This is a genomic window from Staphylococcus sp. SM3655 (genome assembly GCF_016917315.1).
Classification (GTDB): domain Bacteria; phylum Bacillota; class Bacilli; order Staphylococcales; family Staphylococcaceae; genus Staphylococcus; species Staphylococcus aureus.
The window spans coordinates 1,381,928-1,400,862 of record NZ_CP070305.1 but is presented as its reverse complement, the minus strand read 5'-3'; the positions used below and the strand labels follow the sequence as shown (position 1 = coordinate 1,400,862).

The following is an 18,935-nucleotide window of genomic DNA, read 5'->3' as shown; positions in this document are numbered from 1 at the left end:
TTTCCCCCATTGCGATAATCATTGCAGTGGGGGTTTATGTATATACAAAAACTTTATTACGGCTAATTACAGTTCTCAATTTAAAAAGCACTTTAAAGTTAGCAGAACCTACTAGCTTTAAAGTGCTTATATACGATTGATTTATACTTTTTATTAAAATCTCTAATTCTTACGTTCTTTAACCCACCATAATGCTTCTTTTGGATGTTCTGCATAATAAGCTCTATCTTGCTCGTTATCTACATTTGGATACGAACCTTTTAGAGATTTTCCTGCTGTACTTAAATGTAAGAATGTAATAACTAAAAAGCCAATAACACTGATTGCTGTTAAATAATACGCAGGTGCTAATGGATCTCCAGTTTTCGTAACTAACCATGTTGCAACTAATGGCGTCGTACCACCAAATATCGAAACAGAGATATTAAATGTTACTGATAAAGTTCGATATCTTATATGACTGTAAAACATCGTTGGTAACGACCCTGGCATTGTCGCTTCGTAAGTTGATAAGAAAAATCCTAATATAAATATACCGATTACTATTACAACAAATGATTGTGAATGTAATAACATAAATGCGATGATACTGAATAATGTTAGCCCACCAGTACCAATTAGAAATACTTTCTTTTCACCTATTTTATCCGCTAACTTACCAAACATTAATGCTAATGGAATCATTATTGCCATGACACAAGTAATTAATACACTTGTTGTCGTTGCATCTAATTTAATAACTTGTTCTAAATAGGTTGGTAAATATGCAGTTACCATATAGTTTGTAACATTGAAGAATACAACAGCTACAAAACATACAAATATATCTTTGTAATAAAATCTGATGATTTGTAAAAAGTTAATGTTATCTCTTTCTGGTTGTGTTGCAACATCATTTTCGAAAACTGGTGATTCTTCCAGCTTACGACGTAAATATAAGCCGAATAATCCTAGGAATAAACCGAGTAAGAATGGGATTCTCCAACCAAATGATGCCATTTGTTCATCTGTTAAAAAGAATGTTAATACAGCAATCATAATTGAAGCAGCTATGTAACCTGATAATGTCCCAATTTCTAGTCCACTACCTAATGAGTTACGACGCTTATCTGGAGATGATTCGGCAACATATGTCATTGCCCCCGCATACTCTCCACCTGTTGAAAACCCTTGTAGTACTCTTGCAAGCAATAATAGTATTGGTGCCCAAAGTCCAATTTGATCATAGCTTGGCAATAATCCAATGGTTAATGTTGAAAATGCCATTAAAATAATTGTAGATGTTAATACAACTTTACGTCCATATTTGTCACCAATAATACCAAATACGACACCACCAATTGGTCTTAATAAAAACGCAATGGCTAATGCTGCGAAAGTCAACATTTGTCGAATGTCTGCATTCTCTACTGGAGAGAAGAAGTTCGCTCCAATGTACGCAGTTGTATATGCATAGACACCAAAATCGAACCATTCCATTGCATTACCGATACCGGTTGCAACAACGGTTTTTTTAGCTTTCTTTGCATCCACCATGTTAATATTCTCTTTATTAAAATCCATGAATTCATACACTCCCTCTTGTATGTTTCATAATTATACGGAGTTAATTAGTTTTGTCAAATTTATAAGAATTTAAACTTTTATATAAATACAAAAGTATGTTTGTTCAAAAATTTCGCTTTATCGAATTAAATTCAATGATTTTATACCCTCATACATTTGAATTAAACAATAATAATTCTTAAATCATCGAACGATTAACTTTTTGGAATTATAACTAAAAATAGCGATAGCACACAACTTCATGTAAGTGATATGCTATCGCCATTTTCGACATCGTATTTAAATGTTTATACTCAATTTACTTCAATAACTTTGTCATTACTTTAATTTATTTTTACAAAAATAAATTATCAACGAGTCAGACATTACTCTTTAAAAATTCATAATGTTTAATAAATATTTATTTTAAATTCCTAATCTAAAGCGAAATATTTCTAAGTATAATCTAATATTTATGAATATGCATTTTAACCATGGTATTCTCTGTTTTAATAAGTTTTATAATACGGTATTAATTTCTGATGGATCATTAATAATAAAATCCGGATTTGAATGAAGTAATGACCTTGCATCATGTGCACCCCAAGTGACAGCTGCAGATTGCATACCAGCACGTTGTGCCATCTCAACATCAAACGTTGAATCACCAATATACACCGTTTGTTGGCTATTTAAATTGTAGCGTTGCACAATTGTGTGTATGCCTTCAGGATTTGGTTTATATGCACTTACTTGATCGGATCCAACAGCTTCGGTAATCAAGTGATTTAATCCAATAGCCGATAAATTTCTTTCTAATACATCACTCTTCTTACTAGACACCACGAAAAGTTTTTTCCCTTGGTTATACAAACTTGTAATGGCTTCAGTTATACCCGCAAATTCATAAATATAGTCCTTTTCAATAGATTGATATGTATGTCTAAATGTATCGATTAACTTTGCTAATGCTGCTTCATCTAATGGTCGGTCTGCTAATTTTAAAAATGATTCTTCAATAGGTATTCCCATATAATGCGTTATTTCTTTAGATGATGGTTCCGTTAAGCCACATGCTTTAAATGCACTTTGTGTTGCTACTTCACCACATTTTTTCGTGTCTGCCAACGTACCATCAAAATCAAAAATATAATTGTCAAACTTCAATATTAACACCCCTATTCGTTTATTATTGATATTATACTATAATTTATTATTTAAATAAAAAAATAATCGATAATATTTCTGCCTAGGCATCAAATTATCGACTATCTTTATTTTATTCTAAATTAGCATGATTTTGTTGCATCGTTTGTTCCGTAACATTCATTTCAGTCATCAATCCCATTACAACACTATCTAAAAATAATTGAGATGCTTGTTCAAACAAACTTCCTAATGGTTGTGCCGAGCCTTGTTCATCATATTTTGTACCTGCAGGCAAAACGATGTTCGTCCCAGCTAGATTGCCTATTGCAGAATCTTTATTTGTAGTAATTAATACGATGTCAGCACCTACTGATTTTGCTTTGTCTGCTAATAATCTTAAATGTTCCGTGGAACCTGAACCAGAGATAATTACAAATACATCATTCGACTTAATCGCAGGTGTCGTTGATTCTCCAACAACATGTGCCTGTTTGCCGAGCTGATTTAAGCGCATTGCAAAACTATTCGCCACGAATCCTGAACGTCCTTTGCCAGCTACAAATATATGTTCAGCATGTAGTATTTTGGATGCAAAAGTTGAAAACTCATCCGCTTCAACATGTGACAAAGTCATCTTTAATTCATCTAGAATTAATTGATAGTCACTAAATTTAGCCATATTACTTACCTTCGATTGCAGCGCGACATTGTTTTGCAGCTTCTACTGGATCATCTGCATTTGCGATTCCGCCACCAACAATAACAAGATCAGGACTTTCAGCGACAATATCTTTAATTGTATCTGGTTTAATTCCACCTGCTACTGCAACTTTAGAATTTTTAATAACAGATTTAACGGTTCTTAAACTTTCTAATGGTGATTGCCCTTCTGCTTGTAAATCATAACCAGTGTGTACTGCAATATAATCAGCACCCATTTCATCTAGTTCTTTTGCACGTTTTTCTAAATCTTGAACAGCAATCATATCAACTAGTAATTGTTTATTATTTTTATGAGCTTCTTCAATAGCTGCTTTAATTGATGCATCTTCTGCAACACCTAGTATTGTAATTACATCCGCGCCAAATTTAATTGCTTGGCTAACTTCATAATCAGCTGCATCCATAATTTTCATGTCTGCTAATACTTTTACATTACTAATGTTGTCTGCCATATGTTTAACTGCTGGTAAACCTTCGTTGTAAATGATTGGCGTACCGATTTCTACGATATCTACATAATCTTTTACTTTATTTGCTAACTCAGCCGCGTCTTCTTTGTTTAATAAATCAATTGCTAATTGTAATTCCACTAAAAATCATCCTTCCAATGCTTTTTATCTTTCTATTGGAACCTTTCCCGAGGCATTTCTTAATTAAACATTGCAATCAATCCATTTCATCGACATGAATTTTCGCAACATTTTTCGGGCAAGCTTCGTCGTCTAAATATATCTCAACATTCGGGTGTTTGTGAAGTAATGTGGCTGGAACATCAACAGAAATTTCCTGATTTAATAAATGTGTAATAGCAGCACGTTTCTTTTCACCAAATGCGAGTAAAATGATACGTTTGGCTTGAAGAATATTAGCAAGTCCCATCGAAATGGCTTGCTTTGGAACATCATCTTCGTTTTTAAAATATCGACTATTAGCCTTAATAGTACTTTCAGTCAAATCAACGATATGAGTAACGCTATCAAACGGCGTACCAGGTTCATTAAATCCAATATGACCATTTTCACCAATACCTAAAATTTGAATATCACGTTGACCTTGTTGTTCTAAAACGTCATTATATTTTGACGCTTCCGCATTCATATCATCGGCATCTCCATTTGGAATATGAATGTTCTTTCTATTAAAATAAGGATATTGTTTGAAAAGCATGTCATCCATATAATAGTGATAACTTTGCGGATGTGATGCGGTTAAACCTACATATTCGTCTAAATTAAACGTGGATACATTGTCTACGTTTAACTGATTTTTATTTAATAACTTAACAAGTTGTTCATACAAATCTGTCATTGTACCACCAGTTGCTAAACCTAGTTTACAGTGCTGATTAAATGCCATCTCTTTATATAACTCACATGCAACATAGAATGATGCTTGTTTTTTCGATCCTAAGTTTAATACTTTCATTGTTTACATGCCTCCACAAATTTAATACATTTTAAAAACTTATGAATTCATTCATACACCATTAATATAGCATCATTTTTAATGTTTAACACTTTTCAAATTCCAACAAATTTTTGATTTTTAAAAGTAAAAAACTAATGCTGTATGATTACGTAATCCTGAGTAATTACCCTTCATGAAAATTAATTTATAAATAATTGAGCAATCGTATACAATTATCGAATAGTTTTTAGTAAAATAGAAAGATAAACACATTGATAGTGTAAGGAGTGAACGTGTTGGAACCAATTAAAGAACAAGAAGTTATAGATTTACTTGCTTCTTTTGAACATAAACCTGTGTATCTGCATGTTGAAACGACAAATGGGGCCTATGCGAACCATTTCGATCAACGTGTTTTTAATGCTGGTACTTTTTTAAGAAACATACAAATAACATATACGCATGCACAACTAAAAGGTGGTAATAAAGAACCTTATCGCATTGGTCTTAAACTATCAAATGGTGGTTGGGTTTATGTACAAGGTCTAACGCATTTTGAGGTCAATGAGCATGATGAATTTTTAATTGCAGGTTTTAATTACGAAGGTCAACTCGCTGCAGCACTTCAAATTAGTGAGCGACCATTTAATTTATAGAGGAGGCATCAACATGACTGACGAAAGACATGTATTAGTAATATTTCCACATCCTGATGATGAAACCTTCTCATCTGCAGGCACATTAGCAAGTTATATCCAAAAAGGCATACCTGTAACATATGCATGTTTAACCCTAGGACAAATGGGCAGAAATTTAGGTAATCCCCCATTTGCAACACGCGAATCATTACCAAGTATTCGTGAGCGTGAACTAGAAGAAGCTTGTAAAGTTATCGGTATTACTGATTTAAGAAAAATGGGTTTACGTGACAAAACTGTCGAATTTGAACCCTATGAACATATAGATGGTATGATTAAATCTTTAATCGATGATACAAATCCATCATTGATTATTTCATTTTATCCTGGATATGCAGTACATCCTGATCACGAAGCAACAGCAGACGCTGTAATTCGAACGGTTGAACGCATGCCTAAAGAAGAACGCCCTCGTTTAACTTTAGTTGCGTTCAGTAATGATGCAACTGAAGCTCTTGGAGAACCTGATATTCAAAATGATATTACAGATTTTAAAGAACTTAAAATTAAGGCATTTGAAGCACATGCTTCTCAAACAGGTCCATTTTTAAAACAATTAGCAAGTCCTGAAATCGATGGTAAACAACACAGCTTTTTAACAGTCGAACCATATTGGACATATCACTTTAAATCTTAACGGAGGAAAAAAATGACTGAATTTGATTTATCGACACGAGAAGGTCGTTGGAAACACTTTGGTTCCGTAGATCCTATTGAAGGCACGAAACCTACTACTAAGAACGAAATGACAGATTTACAAAGTACACATAAAGATTTTTTATTTGAAATAGAAGAAGTTGGTATTAAAAACTTAGTGTACCCTGTACTTGTTGACCAGTATCAAACAGCTGGCACATTTAGTTTTTCAACAAGTTTAACAAAAGACGAAAAAGGTATTAATATGAGCCGTATAATTGAAAGTGTTGAAAAGCACTATGATAATGGTATTGAACTTGAATTTAATACACTTTATCAGGTGTTACGCACTTTACAAACGAATATGAAACAAAATGCGGCAGGCGTTGATGTTTCTGGGAAATGGTTCTTTGATCGCTATAGTCCAACCACAAATATTAAAGCAGTTGGTAATGCCGATGTCACTTATGGATTAGCAATTGACGGTGATAAAGTTACACGTAAAGAACTTACTATTGAAGCAACTGTCACAACGCTATGCCCTTGTTCAAAAGAAATAAGTGAGTATTCAGCGCACAACCAACGTGGTGTTGTCACTGTTAAAACATATATTAATAAAGATCAAGACATAGTTGATGACTATAAAAATAAAATTTTAGATGCAATGGAAGCTAATGCAAGTTCAATTCTATACCCTATTTTAAAACGTCCTGATGAAAAACGTGTGACAGAGCGTGCATATGAAAATCCACGTTTTGTCGAAGACTTAATTCGTTTAATTGCCGCGGACTTAGTTGGATTTGATTGGTTAGACGGTTTCGATATCGAATGTCGTAATGAAGAGTCTATCCATCAACATGATGCTTTCGCTAAATTAAAGTATCGCAAATAATATCATATGATTAATTCAAACGCGTAACATTAGTTGCGCGTTTTTATTATACCTTCTAGAGTTGTATATCTCTTTTATAAATCTTCTCATTTGATGTGCCTGAGGCATAAATCAATATCCTAAGCTCTACAATGATATATTGGTCGTAGTTGATTGAATAACTACTATCATTATAAATATCAAAATTTGTTGTTTTATAAATAAACACATCATCCAGTTAAAAGAAGTAATTAAATATTATGTGATATAATTATAAAAAATAGATATAAGTGGTGTTGTAAATGAATTATTTTGTAGGTAATAGTTTAGGTGTTAATTTAACTGGGATAGAAAAAGCAATTATTAATCGTTTAAATTTATTTAAAGAAATGGGAAGACCAGCGCAATGTGTATTTCTGTCATGGAATAGATATTTATATAGAAATGCCCAAAATTATATTACTAGTTCTGACTATATTAATATGTATGATTTCTTCCAAGAAGCAACATATTTAGAACGCAATGAACCATTTGACTGGTTGTCGTATTGGACTGATGAATGTCATTATACTTTAAAACATGTTGAAAATAGTCATGACTTTAGAATATATGATCAAGAGCGTTTCTTAATGTATGCCCATTTTCAAGATCCTAAATATCGTATATTAGATTATGTGAATCATTTTGATAGTCAAAGACGAAAAGTAAAACGTGATTTTTATGATGTGCGTGGCTTTTTAAGTTGTAGTAGGATTCTTGTTGATAAACAACAAACATTATGTGAATTTTTCTATAATCCAGAAGGTGACACAAAATTAGAAAAGTATTTTTCTTACAAAGATGGCAAACCAGAAGTACAAAAAATTATTGTTTACTATGCTAACAAACAATATTTCTTTAATAATGAAACGGAATTAGGCGCATTTTTCATTAAACAACTATATCAACATGGGGATTTATTTTTCAGTGACCGTAATGTGTACACAGCACCTATTTTCAACTTAACGCCTGAGTCAATCCCAGTAGTAGCTGTGCTTCACAGTACACACATTAAAAATATTGATGCATTAGATTCATCGCCATTTAAAAATGTATATAAAGCGATGTTTGAAAATTTATCTCGATATCGTGCAATTATCGTTTCTACTGAGCAGCAAAAATTAGATGTTGAAAAACGTATTAACCATACTATTCCAGTTGTTAATATTCCTGTCGGCTATAGTGAAACAATTGATACACCAGTCCAAACATTAGATCAGCGCAGTGTTAAATTAATTTCCGTTGCTCGTTATTCACCTGAAAAACAATTACATCAACAAATTGAATTAATTAAACGCTTAGTATCGTATGTCCCAAAAATAGAGCTTCATATGTATGGTTTTGGTTCTGAAAGTAAAAAATTAAATGAATTGATACAAAAATATGGATTGGAAAATCATGTTTACTTACGCGGCTTTTTAAGCAATCTAGACCAAGAATATAGCGATGCCTATTTGAGTTTAATAACAAGTAACATGGAAGGTTTCTCTTTAGCGCTACTTGAATCTTTAGCACATGGTGTTCCAGTTATTAGTTATGATATTAAATATGGACCTAACGAATTAATTACGCCTGATTTCAATGGTTATTTAATTACTAAAAATGATGAAGATGCCCTATTTGATAAAGTAAAATATGTGATTGATCATCCTGAAGTACAACAACGACTGTCAAAAGGTAGTTTGGCAAAAGCGCAACAATATAGTAAAGCGTCGTTAATTAAACAATGGGACCAATTTGTTCGTCTTATATAAATGTACTTCACCTTTATTTTTATAAAAAAAAGCGTTTTCCTATGTCATTTAACTAAACATGTAAGTTCGTATGAACGAGGTTTGTTAAATAGATGATTCTAGGAAAATGCTTTTTTCTTTTGACTTAGTTTAAAATATTTTGCCACTTTGTACTGATAGTAGTTGCATTGTACTGTTGTGCAGATTCTATGCTATTAATTGAAAACTGTTGCAATTTTTGAGTATTATTTAGTAATTGGTCGACCTTTTCAACCATTTGATTGATGTCACCTTGAGGTACTAAATAGCCATTAAATCCATCTTGAATCAGTTCTGATGGACCATAATCTACATCATAACTGATCACTGGTGTACCTACTGAAAGCGACTCTAAAATTGCTAAGCCAAAACCTTCCATTTTACTTGTCGATAACATCAGTTCTGCTTTAGCAATCTCTTCATTAATATGCGTCTTAAAACCATGAAATTTAACATGTTCCGATAAATGATAATCTTCTACAAGTTGTCGATATTCTGACAAACCATTTCCATGTCCATAAATATTCAATTGAATATTGGGATGTTTTGTTACTAATTGCTTGATCACTTCAATTTGATGTTTAATTTGTTTATTTTCAACGAGGCGAGCAATTGATATGATATGATTTTTCTCCTTTTGATTGATGTCAAATTGATACTTTAAATTTGCCACGTAGCCAACCGGAATATTGATAACTGGTATTTTATTTTCAATATATTGTGAAATATCTTGGCATTGCTGTTCTGTTGATACAACAATCGCTTTATAACGTGTTAAATTATTAAACACTGTTTTATAAAAACTTTTTATACCATTACCGGTGTCGGCTAAATGTGTACTGTGGAGCACAACAATAACTGGAATACTTTGATTTAATCCCGCTATAACATTTCCTAATTCATGAGGACGATCTAATATGATTTGATCATTATTTTTACATAATTGATGGAGAAAATATTGAACTAATTCATCTTCTGTATCAAAAAATTGTTGATGCTGGTCTTCATTTAAGATAACCTTTGTGAGCGTGTTTTTCCCTTTTATATCGTCGAAATATTTTTGGATGACGATTTCCCCATTAGGTGTATAGTAATTTTCGAGTACAATCCGTTGTCCTTCACCTAAAATTCGAGAACAACTTAAAAAGCCTCTTCCATCATACAATTCGCGTTTTACTTTTCTTCTTTTATGATCAAAATAATTCACATAGTTTAAATGATGATACTGTTTATCTAAAAAATGTGCATACATTACAAATTGCTCTTCATCATATATTCTGACATCATTTGAATTTTCCACAAATTTCAATGTGTACCTACATGATTTTTCCCAATACTGTATCCAGTTAACTTGCTTTGTCTTTTTATAATTGATTGCTTTTTGAAAATAGTCATACATTGTAAATACATCATTTTCAATCTGATGTTGCTTCGCATATGTGTATGAATAAGGATTCCATTTAACATATACACATTTTGAAGATATGCCGTGTTGTTTGAACAACTTCAATCTATTTATTTGCGCTTTTTCTACACCTGTAATTTTACTTTCTAAAATTGTTCCTAAAATGTAATTCATATTATCGCCTCATATAAGTTTTATTCCGTATCTTTATTGTTTATTTTATATGAAAAATACATCTATTGCATGTGTAATCATAAAAAAACCAGGCCACAAGGACCTGGGTCATATTGTATTATTTGTTTTGTTTTTTGCGACGACCGAATAACAATAATGAACCTAATGCTGCAAATAATCCGCCAAATAACGTTGCGTTATTTGAGCCATTATTTTCACTACCTGTTTCTGGTAATGCTTTCGCTTTATTGTGATGGTCTTTAGTAGTACTCATTGGTTTAACAGGTGTATGTTTTCCTGCATCCGAGTCCGAATCGCTGTCGGAGTCTGAATCACTGTCTGAGTCTGAGTCGCTGTCTGAGTCTGAATCACTGTCTGAATCTGAATCGCTATCTGAGTCTGAATCACTGTCTGAATCTGAGTCGCTATCTGAGTCTGAGTCACTATCTGAATCTGAATCGCTATCTGAATCTGAATCACTGTCTGAGTCTGAGTCGCTGTCTGAATCTGAATCGCTATCTGAGTCTGAGTCACTATCTGAATCTGAGTCGCTGTCTGAATCTGAATCGCTATCTGAGTCTGAGTCACTATCTGAATCTGAATCGCTGTCTGAATCTGAGTCGCTATCTGAGTCTGAGTCACTATCTGAATCTGAGTCGCTGTCTGAGTCTGAGTCGCTATCTGAATCTGAGTCGCTGTCTGAGTCTGAGTCACTATCTGAGTCTGAATCACTGTCTGAATCTGAGTCGCTATCTGAGTCTGAGTCACTATCTGAATCTGAATCGCTATCTGAGTCTGAATCACTGTCTGATGTATCTTCTTCGAAGTATCCGTTATCAAGTGTGAAATCATCATGATCCGTAATTGTTACGTCAACTTCGCCACCATCTGCATCTTTATCATCTTCAGTTGTATTTGTAACTGTTTGTGTTAAGCCAGCAGGCTTTTCAAAAATAACTTTGTATTTACCGCTATCTAAATTATCGAAACGATATTTACCATTTTCATCTGTTTTAGTTGTTCCAATTACTTCGCCTTTTTCGTTTTGCAATGTAACTGTCACATCTTTAATACCTTTTTCAGTTGAGTCTTGTTTGCCGTCTTTATTACTGTCGTACCAAACATAATCACCTAAACTGTATTTTGGTGTTTTATAGAAACCACTGTCTAATGTCATATTATCTGCATCTTTAATGACACCTGTTGTTGTTAAACCATTAGAATCTTTATCTTCAGCTGTAGTATTTTTAACCGTTGGCGTGTAACCTGCTGGTGTTTCAAATTCTACTGTATAGTTACCATTATCTAAATCTGTAAATTTATATTTACCCGAGGCATCAGTAGTAGTTGTACCAATAACTTTTCCAGTACTATCTTTTAATGTAACCTTAACATCTTTGATACCAGGTTCATTAGCATCTTGGATACCATCTTTATTTGTATCTTCCCATACATAGTCACCAAGATTATATTTAGGTTCTTTATAAAAACCAGTGTCTAAAGACATATCATCTTTACCATTAATTTTAACAGTTACAGAACTACCATTTGAGTCTTTTTCACCATCAGTTGTTCCATTTACTTTTGTTGGAAGATATCCAGCTGGCGTTTCGAATTTAACTGTATAAGTTTCTCCGTCTTTCAAACCACCGAATTCATAATGACCGTTAGCATCTGTTCTTACTGATTTTGTAGTACCGTCTGGGTAAGTTAATGTAACTAAAACGTTTGCCATTGGCTTTTCTTTCGAATCTGTACCTTGGACACCGTCTTTATCAACGTCTTCCCATACATAGTCACCAATTTTGTATAACTTTTCTTCAGGTTTAACAGTACCGTCACCACCGCCAGAGTCATTAGAAGTTACGATGAAGTTTGAATATCCTGCATAATTATAATAACCATATTTATCAGTTGTTCTCATACTAGTACCTTGAGCAATATCTAGTTCGCCATCTGATGTAGGTGTATATTTACTAACAACTTTGATAATATAGGCTGAATTAATATCACCAAAATCCAATGTTGCTACATTATTACTAAATGATTTTTTATTATCAAATTGACTTGTTACATCTTCGTATTGACTAAAATCATAGATTCTATTACTTTGAGGCAATTGTTGATTAGGGTTAACTTTATAAACTTTTATTTCTGTATTTTGGTCAATAATGGTACTACCATTTCCTAGTTTAATATTTCCATAATCATCTACTTGACTACCAGCTATATCAACTTTAGTGTTAGTTGCTGTTTTTTTCAAAGGATTAACATAAATTTGTTGTTCAATAGTTTGTTTGTTTTCATCTAACTTTGTAAAGATAGATTGAATGTTTGAATCACCATGAACCATTGGGTCTTGATAATCAACAGAAACGTTTTGGCTAGTTTCTTTACCTGCTGTTGCAAACGTTAAATTCAAACTAGTTTCATTAGGTACTGCTTGCTTATCAATATATGAGTATAAAGTTAAACGTGCTTTTATATCTTCATATTTATCTACATAATCTGTAAATGTATATGTGATTTGCTTAGTCGCTTTATCAAATGTTCCTTTGGCAATAACCTCTCCTGATGGATCAGTAATATCGATAGGATCATTTTTATCTGTTAAATCCGAAGGAATTACATTCTTATCATAATTAATCGTCATTGTATCGCCTTTTTTGACTTTATTGTCAATTGTAAACTCTGTATCATATTCAATATCTTTACCGTCATGCGCTGCTGCCACATTATCTTTACCATCGCCAACTTTGATCGTCTGTTTCGTCACTGTAATTAAATCATTTACATTATTTGACGCAACTGCTGCTGGTTGTGCAACTGCAAAACGCATTTTCGCATTTAATCGTTTTGGTGCAACACTTGTTGGTGCTGTAGCAACTGGTTTAGTTGAATGATTAGTGTTATTTTCACTTCTAACTAATTCTTTTAATTTTTCAGGATCATTTTTAAGATCTTCTTTTGATACATTTACCGTTTGTTTTGGATTAGTTGCATCTGTAACTTGATTGTCTACTTTTGAAGGCGTTGGTTGCGGTTGTGAATTTTCAATATTTGTAGATTCTTGAGGTGTAGTTGGTTTTGTTTGAATTTCACTTGTAGATGGTTTTGTAGTTACATCGTTATTTGTATTATTTGGTGCTTTCTTCTCTTCTAAAATAACAGATGTATCTTCTGTCGCAGTTTTATCAGTTGAAGGTTTAACATTTTCTTTTTCAATGTTTTGAGGCTTAGTTTCAGTTGTAGCTGTAACGTTATTTTGCTGTTTTTGAGTACTTGATGAAGTTGATTCTTTTTTAGCTTCTGGTTGTGAATCAGTATTTGTTTCTTTCTTAATTGGATTTGTTGAATTATTTTCTGTTGTCGAATTATTTTCAGTTTCCGACACTACTTCTTTATTATCACTAGTCGTTGCATCATCTTGTTTTGCATTTTCTGTACTAGTGTTTTCAGCAGCTTTAGCTTCTTGGTTCCCTAGACCAAAAATCAATGTCGTACCTACTAAAATCGATGCAGTTCCTACAGTATACTTTCTAATCGAAAATTTGTTTAAGCGATTTGAAATCATACCCTTTTTTGTTATTGCCTTTTTATTATCCCTGTTAATCATATAAATCTCCTTTAAAATATCAATATTTGCAAAAAATTAATATTTTTACATATAAAAATTTGTATTCCCATCGTAATACATTTTTAGATAAAGCACAATACTTTAAATAAATTTATTTATCTAAGACTGTTATTTTACACTTTGGTTTGAATAAATTAATTCTAGTAATTTTTAATTATTCGTTTGTCTTTTATATCAATTGTTTTAAATGGTTTGATACTGTGTTTAATTGCTTTTCTTATTCGTTTGTACTTTTAATGTAAAGATGAATTAAATTTATGTTGATTTATGTTATATTTTTTAAAAAATTGCACTATTTAATCTCAAACATAAGATACATTTCATAAATTTTGAAATAAAAAACCAGGCCTCACGGACCTGGTATAAGCTGTATTATTTATTTTGTTTTTTACGACGACCGAATAACAATAATGATCCTAATGCTGCGAATAATCCGCCAAATAACGTTGCGTTATTTGAGCCGCTATTTTCATTACCTGTTTCTGGTAATGCTTTTGCTTTATTGTGATGGTCTTTAGTAGTACTCATTGGTTTAACAGGTGTGTGCTTACCTGCATCTGAGTCTGAATCACTGTCTGAATCTGAGTCGCTATCTGAGTCTGAATCGCTGTCCGAATCTGAGTCACTATCTGAGTCTGAATCGCTGTCTGAATCTGAGTCGCTATCTGAGTCTGAGTCGCTATCTGAATCTGAATCACTGTCTGAGTCTGAGTCGCTGTCCGAATCTGAATCACTGTCTGAGTCCGAATCGCTATCTGAATCTGAGTCACTATCTGAGTCTGAGTCGCTGTCTGAGTCTGAGTCGCTATCTGAGTCTGAATCACTGTCTGAGTCTGAGTCACTATCTGAATCTGAGTCACTATCTGAGTCTGAGTCGCTGTCTGAATCTGAATCGCTATCTGAGTCTGAATCACTGTCTGAGTCGCTGTCTGAGTCTGAGTCGCTATCTGAGTCTGAGTCGCTGTCTGAATCTGAGTCGCTGTCTGAGTCTGAGTCGCTATCCGAATCTGAGTCGCTATCTGAGTCTGAGTCGCTATCCGAGTCTGAGTCGCTGTCTGAATCCGAATCGCTGTCTGAATCTGAATCACTGTCTGAATCTGAATCGCTATCCGAGTCTGAGTCGCTGTCTGAATCTGAGTCGCTGTCTGAGTCTGAGTCGCTATCTGAATCTGAATCGCTATCTGAATCTGAGTCGCTATCTGATGTATCTTCTTCGAAGTATCCGTTATCAAGTGTGAAATCATCATGATCCGTAATTGTTACGTCAACTTCGCCACCATCTGCATCTTTATCATCTTCAGTTGTATTTGTACCTGTTTGTGTTAAGCCAGCAGGCTTTTCAAAAATAACTTTGTATTTACCGCTATCTAAATTATCGAAACGATATTTACCATTTTCATCTGTTTTAGTTGTTCCAATTACTTCGCCTTTTTCATTTAATAAAGTAACTTTAACATCTTTGATACCTTTTTCAGTTGAATCTTGTTTGCCGTCTTTATTACTGTCGTACCAAACATAATCACCTAAACTATATTTTGGTGTTTTATAGAAACCACTGTCTAATGTCATGTTATCTGCATCTTTAATGACACCTGTTGTTGTTAAACCATTAGAATCTTTTTCAGTATCATTTCCAGAAGTTACTGAAGTTGGTGTATAACCTGATGGTGTCTCGAATTCAACTTTATAAGTTCCATTGTTTAAATCAGTGAATTGATATTTACCATTTTCATCTGTTGTAACTGTTTTTAAAACTTTGTCGTTTTCATCTTTTAACGTAACTGTTACACCTGAAATACCCTTTTCATCTTTATCTTGAACACCGTTTTTATTTGTATCTTCCCATACATAGTCACCTAAGTTGTAAGTCGGTTTGTAGAAACCAGAGTCAATAGTATCGTTATCTTTATCTTTAATGACACCTGTTGTTGATGTACCATTTGAATCTATACCTTCATCAGTTCCTGAACCTACTTGTGTTGGTGTGTAACCTGATGGTGTTTCGAATTCAACTTTATAAGTTCCATTTTCTAATCCAGTAAATTGATATTTACCATCTTTATCTGTTTTAGTTGTTTGTAAAACTTCACCGTTTTCATTTTTCAATGTAACTGTTACGCCTGAAATACCTTTTTCAGTTGAATCCTGCTTACCATCTTTATTTGTATCTTCCCATACATAATTACCTAAATTATATTTTGGTGTTTTGTAGAATCCACTATCTAATGTCATGTTATCAGCACCATTAATAACACCTGTTGTTGTTAAACCATTAGAGTCTTTTTCAATGTCGCTACCAGATGTTACTGTAGTCGGTGTATAGCCTTCTGGTGTAGTAAATACAACTTTATAATTACCATTATCTAAATCAGTAAATTTATATTTGCCATCTGCGTCTGTTGTAACTGTTTTTAACACGTTACCGTTTTCATCTTTTAATGTTACCGTTACGCCAGATATACCTTTTTCAGTTGAATCCTGCTTACCATCTTTATTTGTATCTTCCCAGACATAGTCACCTAAGTTGTATTTAGGTTTGTAAATACCTAAGTCTGCAGATAAGTTATCTTTGCCATTAACTGTAATAACTGAAGATAAGCCGTTTGAATCTAATTCTTCGTTATTACCTTGTTTTGAAGGGGTTACTTCATAACCTTTTGGTAAGTTTGAAAATTCTACACGGTAATCTCCATTAGGTAAGTTTGGAATCAAGTATGACCCATCTTCTTTAGTAACTGCTTCTCCTACTTTTGTATTTGTATTATTATCAAATACAGTTACAGTTACATTGCCAACGCCTTTTTCTCCTAATTCTTGAACACCGTTTTTATTAGTATCTTCCCATACGTAGTTACCAATTTTATATACTTCTTGACCAGCTCCGCCACTTTGGTTATTAGTAAATCCTAAAGCATTGCCAGTAGAAACGGATTTATTACCTGTTGAAGATAAAGTAGCCATTTGAACAAGTGTTGGGCTTTCGCTATTTGTATATTGGAATTTTGTATTAACCATTACAACATATGCTGATGTAATATCACCAAAATCAAGATTAACACTTTGATTTGATCCATACGTCATTTTATTTTTAAATTCATCAGTTACGTCTACCAAATCATTAGTATTAACGTCATATCCTTTATTCAATGTATATCCTTCAGGAACACGATATATTTTTATATTTGTAACATTTTGATTAATTTGACCAATATTAGTTGGATATTTCGGATGGTACGCTTCAACTTTTAACTTAGCACCTTTTAAATCCTTATCCATAGGATTAACATATACTACCTGGTTATAGTAACCAGGGTCTTCAACATTTCCTACATGAGAAACTGTCTCTGTAAAAGCTGATCCTATTGAATTATTGTCAGCTTCTTTATAAGCCGGATAAGTGATATCTGCTGTTGTAGTTGTAATTTGATTTCCAATAGTTACACTAAAAGGAACATCTTTCTTGTCAACAGGAATTGTATCTGCATCCATATAAATTGAGTAATTAATACCCATTTTTACTGAATTAAATCGATCAACATAATCTGTAAATGTATATGTAATTAAATTATTTGCAGTATCATGTTTTGCAGTCGCAATTGTTTCACCATTATTTGGATCTTTAATATCACCAATATTTTTAATATCTTCCGGATTCAATCCATATACTTGTACTGTATCTGAGTATTTAATTGTGAAATAATCACCTGATTTAACTTTGTCATCAACTGTAATTTGTGATTTTAATGATAAATAATCTTGGGCTGGTACAATCGTTTTGCTATTATCTGCATCAACGACAGTTAATGTTGTATTTGATGTGATTAAATCATTAACATTTTTAGAATCTGTTGAGTTTGGTTGTATTGCTGCCATACGCATTCTTGTATTCAAACGTTTAGGTGCTGTACTTTTTGGCAAAATGATATCTGCATTATTTTCATTATTTGAATTACTATTGTTATCAACAAGAGTTTCAGCATTACTCTTGATAGCATCACTTTTAACATTTAATGTAGTTGATTCAGTTTTGGCATCTACCTTTTTGTTTTCCTCATTAGTTGGTTGAGCATTTACCACTGATTTATTCTCTTGCAAATCAGGTTGTAACGCTTCTTGATTACTTATAGTTTGTTTAGTGTTTAAATCTTCATTCGTAGATTTTGGTGAAGCTTGCTCATCTGATTTGGCAGTTGAAACTTCAACTTTATTTCCAGTGGTAGATTGTACACTTTCTTTTTCTATTGATTTATTCCCATTTGAAGTCGTTTCATTACCTTGAGATGATACCATTTCTTTTTGATTATCATTTTTAGTATTGTCTTCTTGATTTAGTTGCTGCATATCAACTTTACCACTCGATTGATTATCACTTGCTGAAGTTGTCGCTTCGTTCAATTCTTTATTAGTACTTTCTGCAGCCTTTGCTTCTTGGTTCCCCAGACCAAAAATTAATGTTGTACCTACTAAAATTGATGCTGTTCCCACTGTGTACTTTCTAATCGAAAATTTATTTAATCGATTGGATACCATGCCTTTTCTTGTTATTGCCGTTTTATTTTCTCTGTTTAGCATTAGATTACTCCTAATTCATCAAATTTTTAAATAATACAATTGTTTTAAATACAAAAATGTATATCAATATAGTATTACATTTTTAGATAAAGCACAATACTTTAATTATTTTTCTTTATCGTAAAACGTTACTTAACATTTGTGTTTAAATAAAAGTTTTTATGAGTTTTGTAATCTTTATTTAATTATCATAAAAAATAGTATTATTTGCCCTTAAAATTAATATCTTAGCTTTTCTAATTCATAGACAATTACATTTCTGTAACAAATTAAATTGCATCTATTCCTTAAAGATTTTTTGTTTTAT

General features: G+C 32.6%; 12 protein-coding genes. 4 read left to right on the top strand and 8 right to left on the bottom strand.

Annotated elements, in window-relative coordinates; all coding sequences use genetic code 11:
* Positions 1 to 162: 162 nt before the first annotated feature.
* From JQN76_RS06835 to nagB, 5 genes are all read right to left on the bottom strand, one after another.
* Positions 163 to 1,563: an MFS transporter gene (locus tag JQN76_RS06835; RefSeq protein WP_000347061.1), complete on the bottom strand. Its 1,401-nt coding sequence runs from the start codon at positions 1,561 to 1,563 to the stop codon at positions 163 to 165.
* A gap of 501 nt (positions 1,564 to 2,064) precedes the next feature.
* The gene (locus JQN76_RS06830) at positions 2,065 to 2,712 is read right to left on the bottom strand and encodes an HAD family hydrolase (protein ID WP_000667097.1); all 648 of its coding nucleotides are present in this window, start codon (positions 2,710 to 2,712) and stop codon (positions 2,065 to 2,067) included.
* 112 nt (positions 2,713 to 2,824) lie between these two features.
* Positions 2,825 to 3,373 (bottom strand): 6-phospho-3-hexuloisomerase, encoded by a 549-nt coding sequence (hxlB, locus tag JQN76_RS06825; protein WP_001051594.1) that lies wholly within the window; start codon positions 3,371 to 3,373, stop codon positions 2,825 to 2,827.
* Position 3,374: 1 nt separating this feature from the next.
* Positions 3,375 to 4,007 carry a 3-hexulose-6-phosphate synthase gene (hxlA, locus tag JQN76_RS06820; RefSeq protein ID WP_000422861.1) on the bottom strand — a complete coding sequence of 211 codons (633 nt, stop codon included), beginning with the start codon at positions 4,005 to 4,007 and terminating at the stop codon, positions 3,375 to 3,377.
* A 76-nt stretch (positions 4,008 to 4,083) separates the two neighbouring features.
* Positions 4,084 to 4,842: a glucosamine-6-phosphate deaminase gene (gene nagB, locus JQN76_RS06815; protein ID WP_000866415.1), complete on the bottom strand. Its 759-nt coding sequence runs from the start codon at positions 4,840 to 4,842 to the stop codon at positions 4,084 to 4,086.
* A 275-nt stretch (positions 4,843 to 5,117) separates the two neighbouring features.
* On the opposite strand from nagB, the gene JQN76_RS06810 reads away from it, so the two are divergent.
* The 4 genes from JQN76_RS06810 to sdgB all read left to right on the top strand — a co-directional run bounded on the left by JQN76_RS06810 (position 5,118) and on the right by sdgB (position 8,822).
* A complete protein-coding gene (locus JQN76_RS06810; RefSeq protein WP_001547756.1) occupies positions 5,118 to 5,480 on the top strand; it encodes a YojF family protein in 363 nt (120 codons plus the stop codon).
* A gap of 13 nt (positions 5,481 to 5,493) precedes the next feature.
* Positions 5,494 to 6,159, top strand: a complete 666-nt coding sequence (bshB2, locus tag JQN76_RS06805) for a bacillithiol biosynthesis deacetylase BshB2 (RefSeq protein ID WP_000129068.1) — start codon at positions 5,494 to 5,496, stop codon at positions 6,157 to 6,159.
* Between the two features lie 12 nt (positions 6,160 to 6,171).
* Positions 6,172 to 7,050 (top strand): GTP cyclohydrolase FolE2, encoded by an 879-nt coding sequence (gene folE2, locus JQN76_RS06800; protein ID WP_000134234.1) that lies wholly within the window; start codon positions 6,172 to 6,174, stop codon positions 7,048 to 7,050.
* Positions 7,051 to 7,331: 281 nt separating this feature from the next.
* Positions 7,332 to 8,822, top strand: a complete 1,491-nt coding sequence (gene sdgB / locus JQN76_RS06795) for a serine-aspartate repeat adhesin O-glycosyltransferase SdgB (RefSeq protein ID WP_001106110.1) — start codon at positions 7,332 to 7,334, stop codon at positions 8,820 to 8,822.
* Positions 8,823 to 8,946: 124 nt separating this feature from the next.
* Here sdgB and sdgA read toward each other — a convergent pair whose 3' ends face one another.
* The 3 genes from sdgA to sdrD all read right to left on the bottom strand — a co-directional run bounded on the left by sdgA (position 8,947) and on the right by sdrD (position 18,628).
* Entirely contained in the window at positions 8,947 to 10,419 is a 1,473-nt protein-coding gene (sdgA, locus tag JQN76_RS06790; RefSeq protein WP_001106734.1) for a serine-aspartate repeat adhesin O-glycosyltransferase SdgA, read from the bottom strand.
* A 118-nt stretch (positions 10,420 to 10,537) separates the two neighbouring features.
* The gene (gene sdrE / locus JQN76_RS06785) at positions 10,538 to 14,035 is read right to left on the bottom strand and encodes an MSCRAMM family adhesin SdrE (RefSeq protein WP_047210374.1); all 3,498 of its coding nucleotides are present in this window, start codon (positions 14,033 to 14,035) and stop codon (positions 10,538 to 10,540) included.
* A gap of 393 nt (positions 14,036 to 14,428) precedes the next feature.
* Positions 14,429 to 18,628: an MSCRAMM family adhesin SdrD gene (gene sdrD / locus JQN76_RS06780; protein ID WP_047210375.1), complete on the bottom strand. Its 4,200-nt coding sequence runs from the start codon at positions 18,626 to 18,628 to the stop codon at positions 14,429 to 14,431.
* Positions 18,629 to 18,935: the final 307 nt, after the last annotated feature.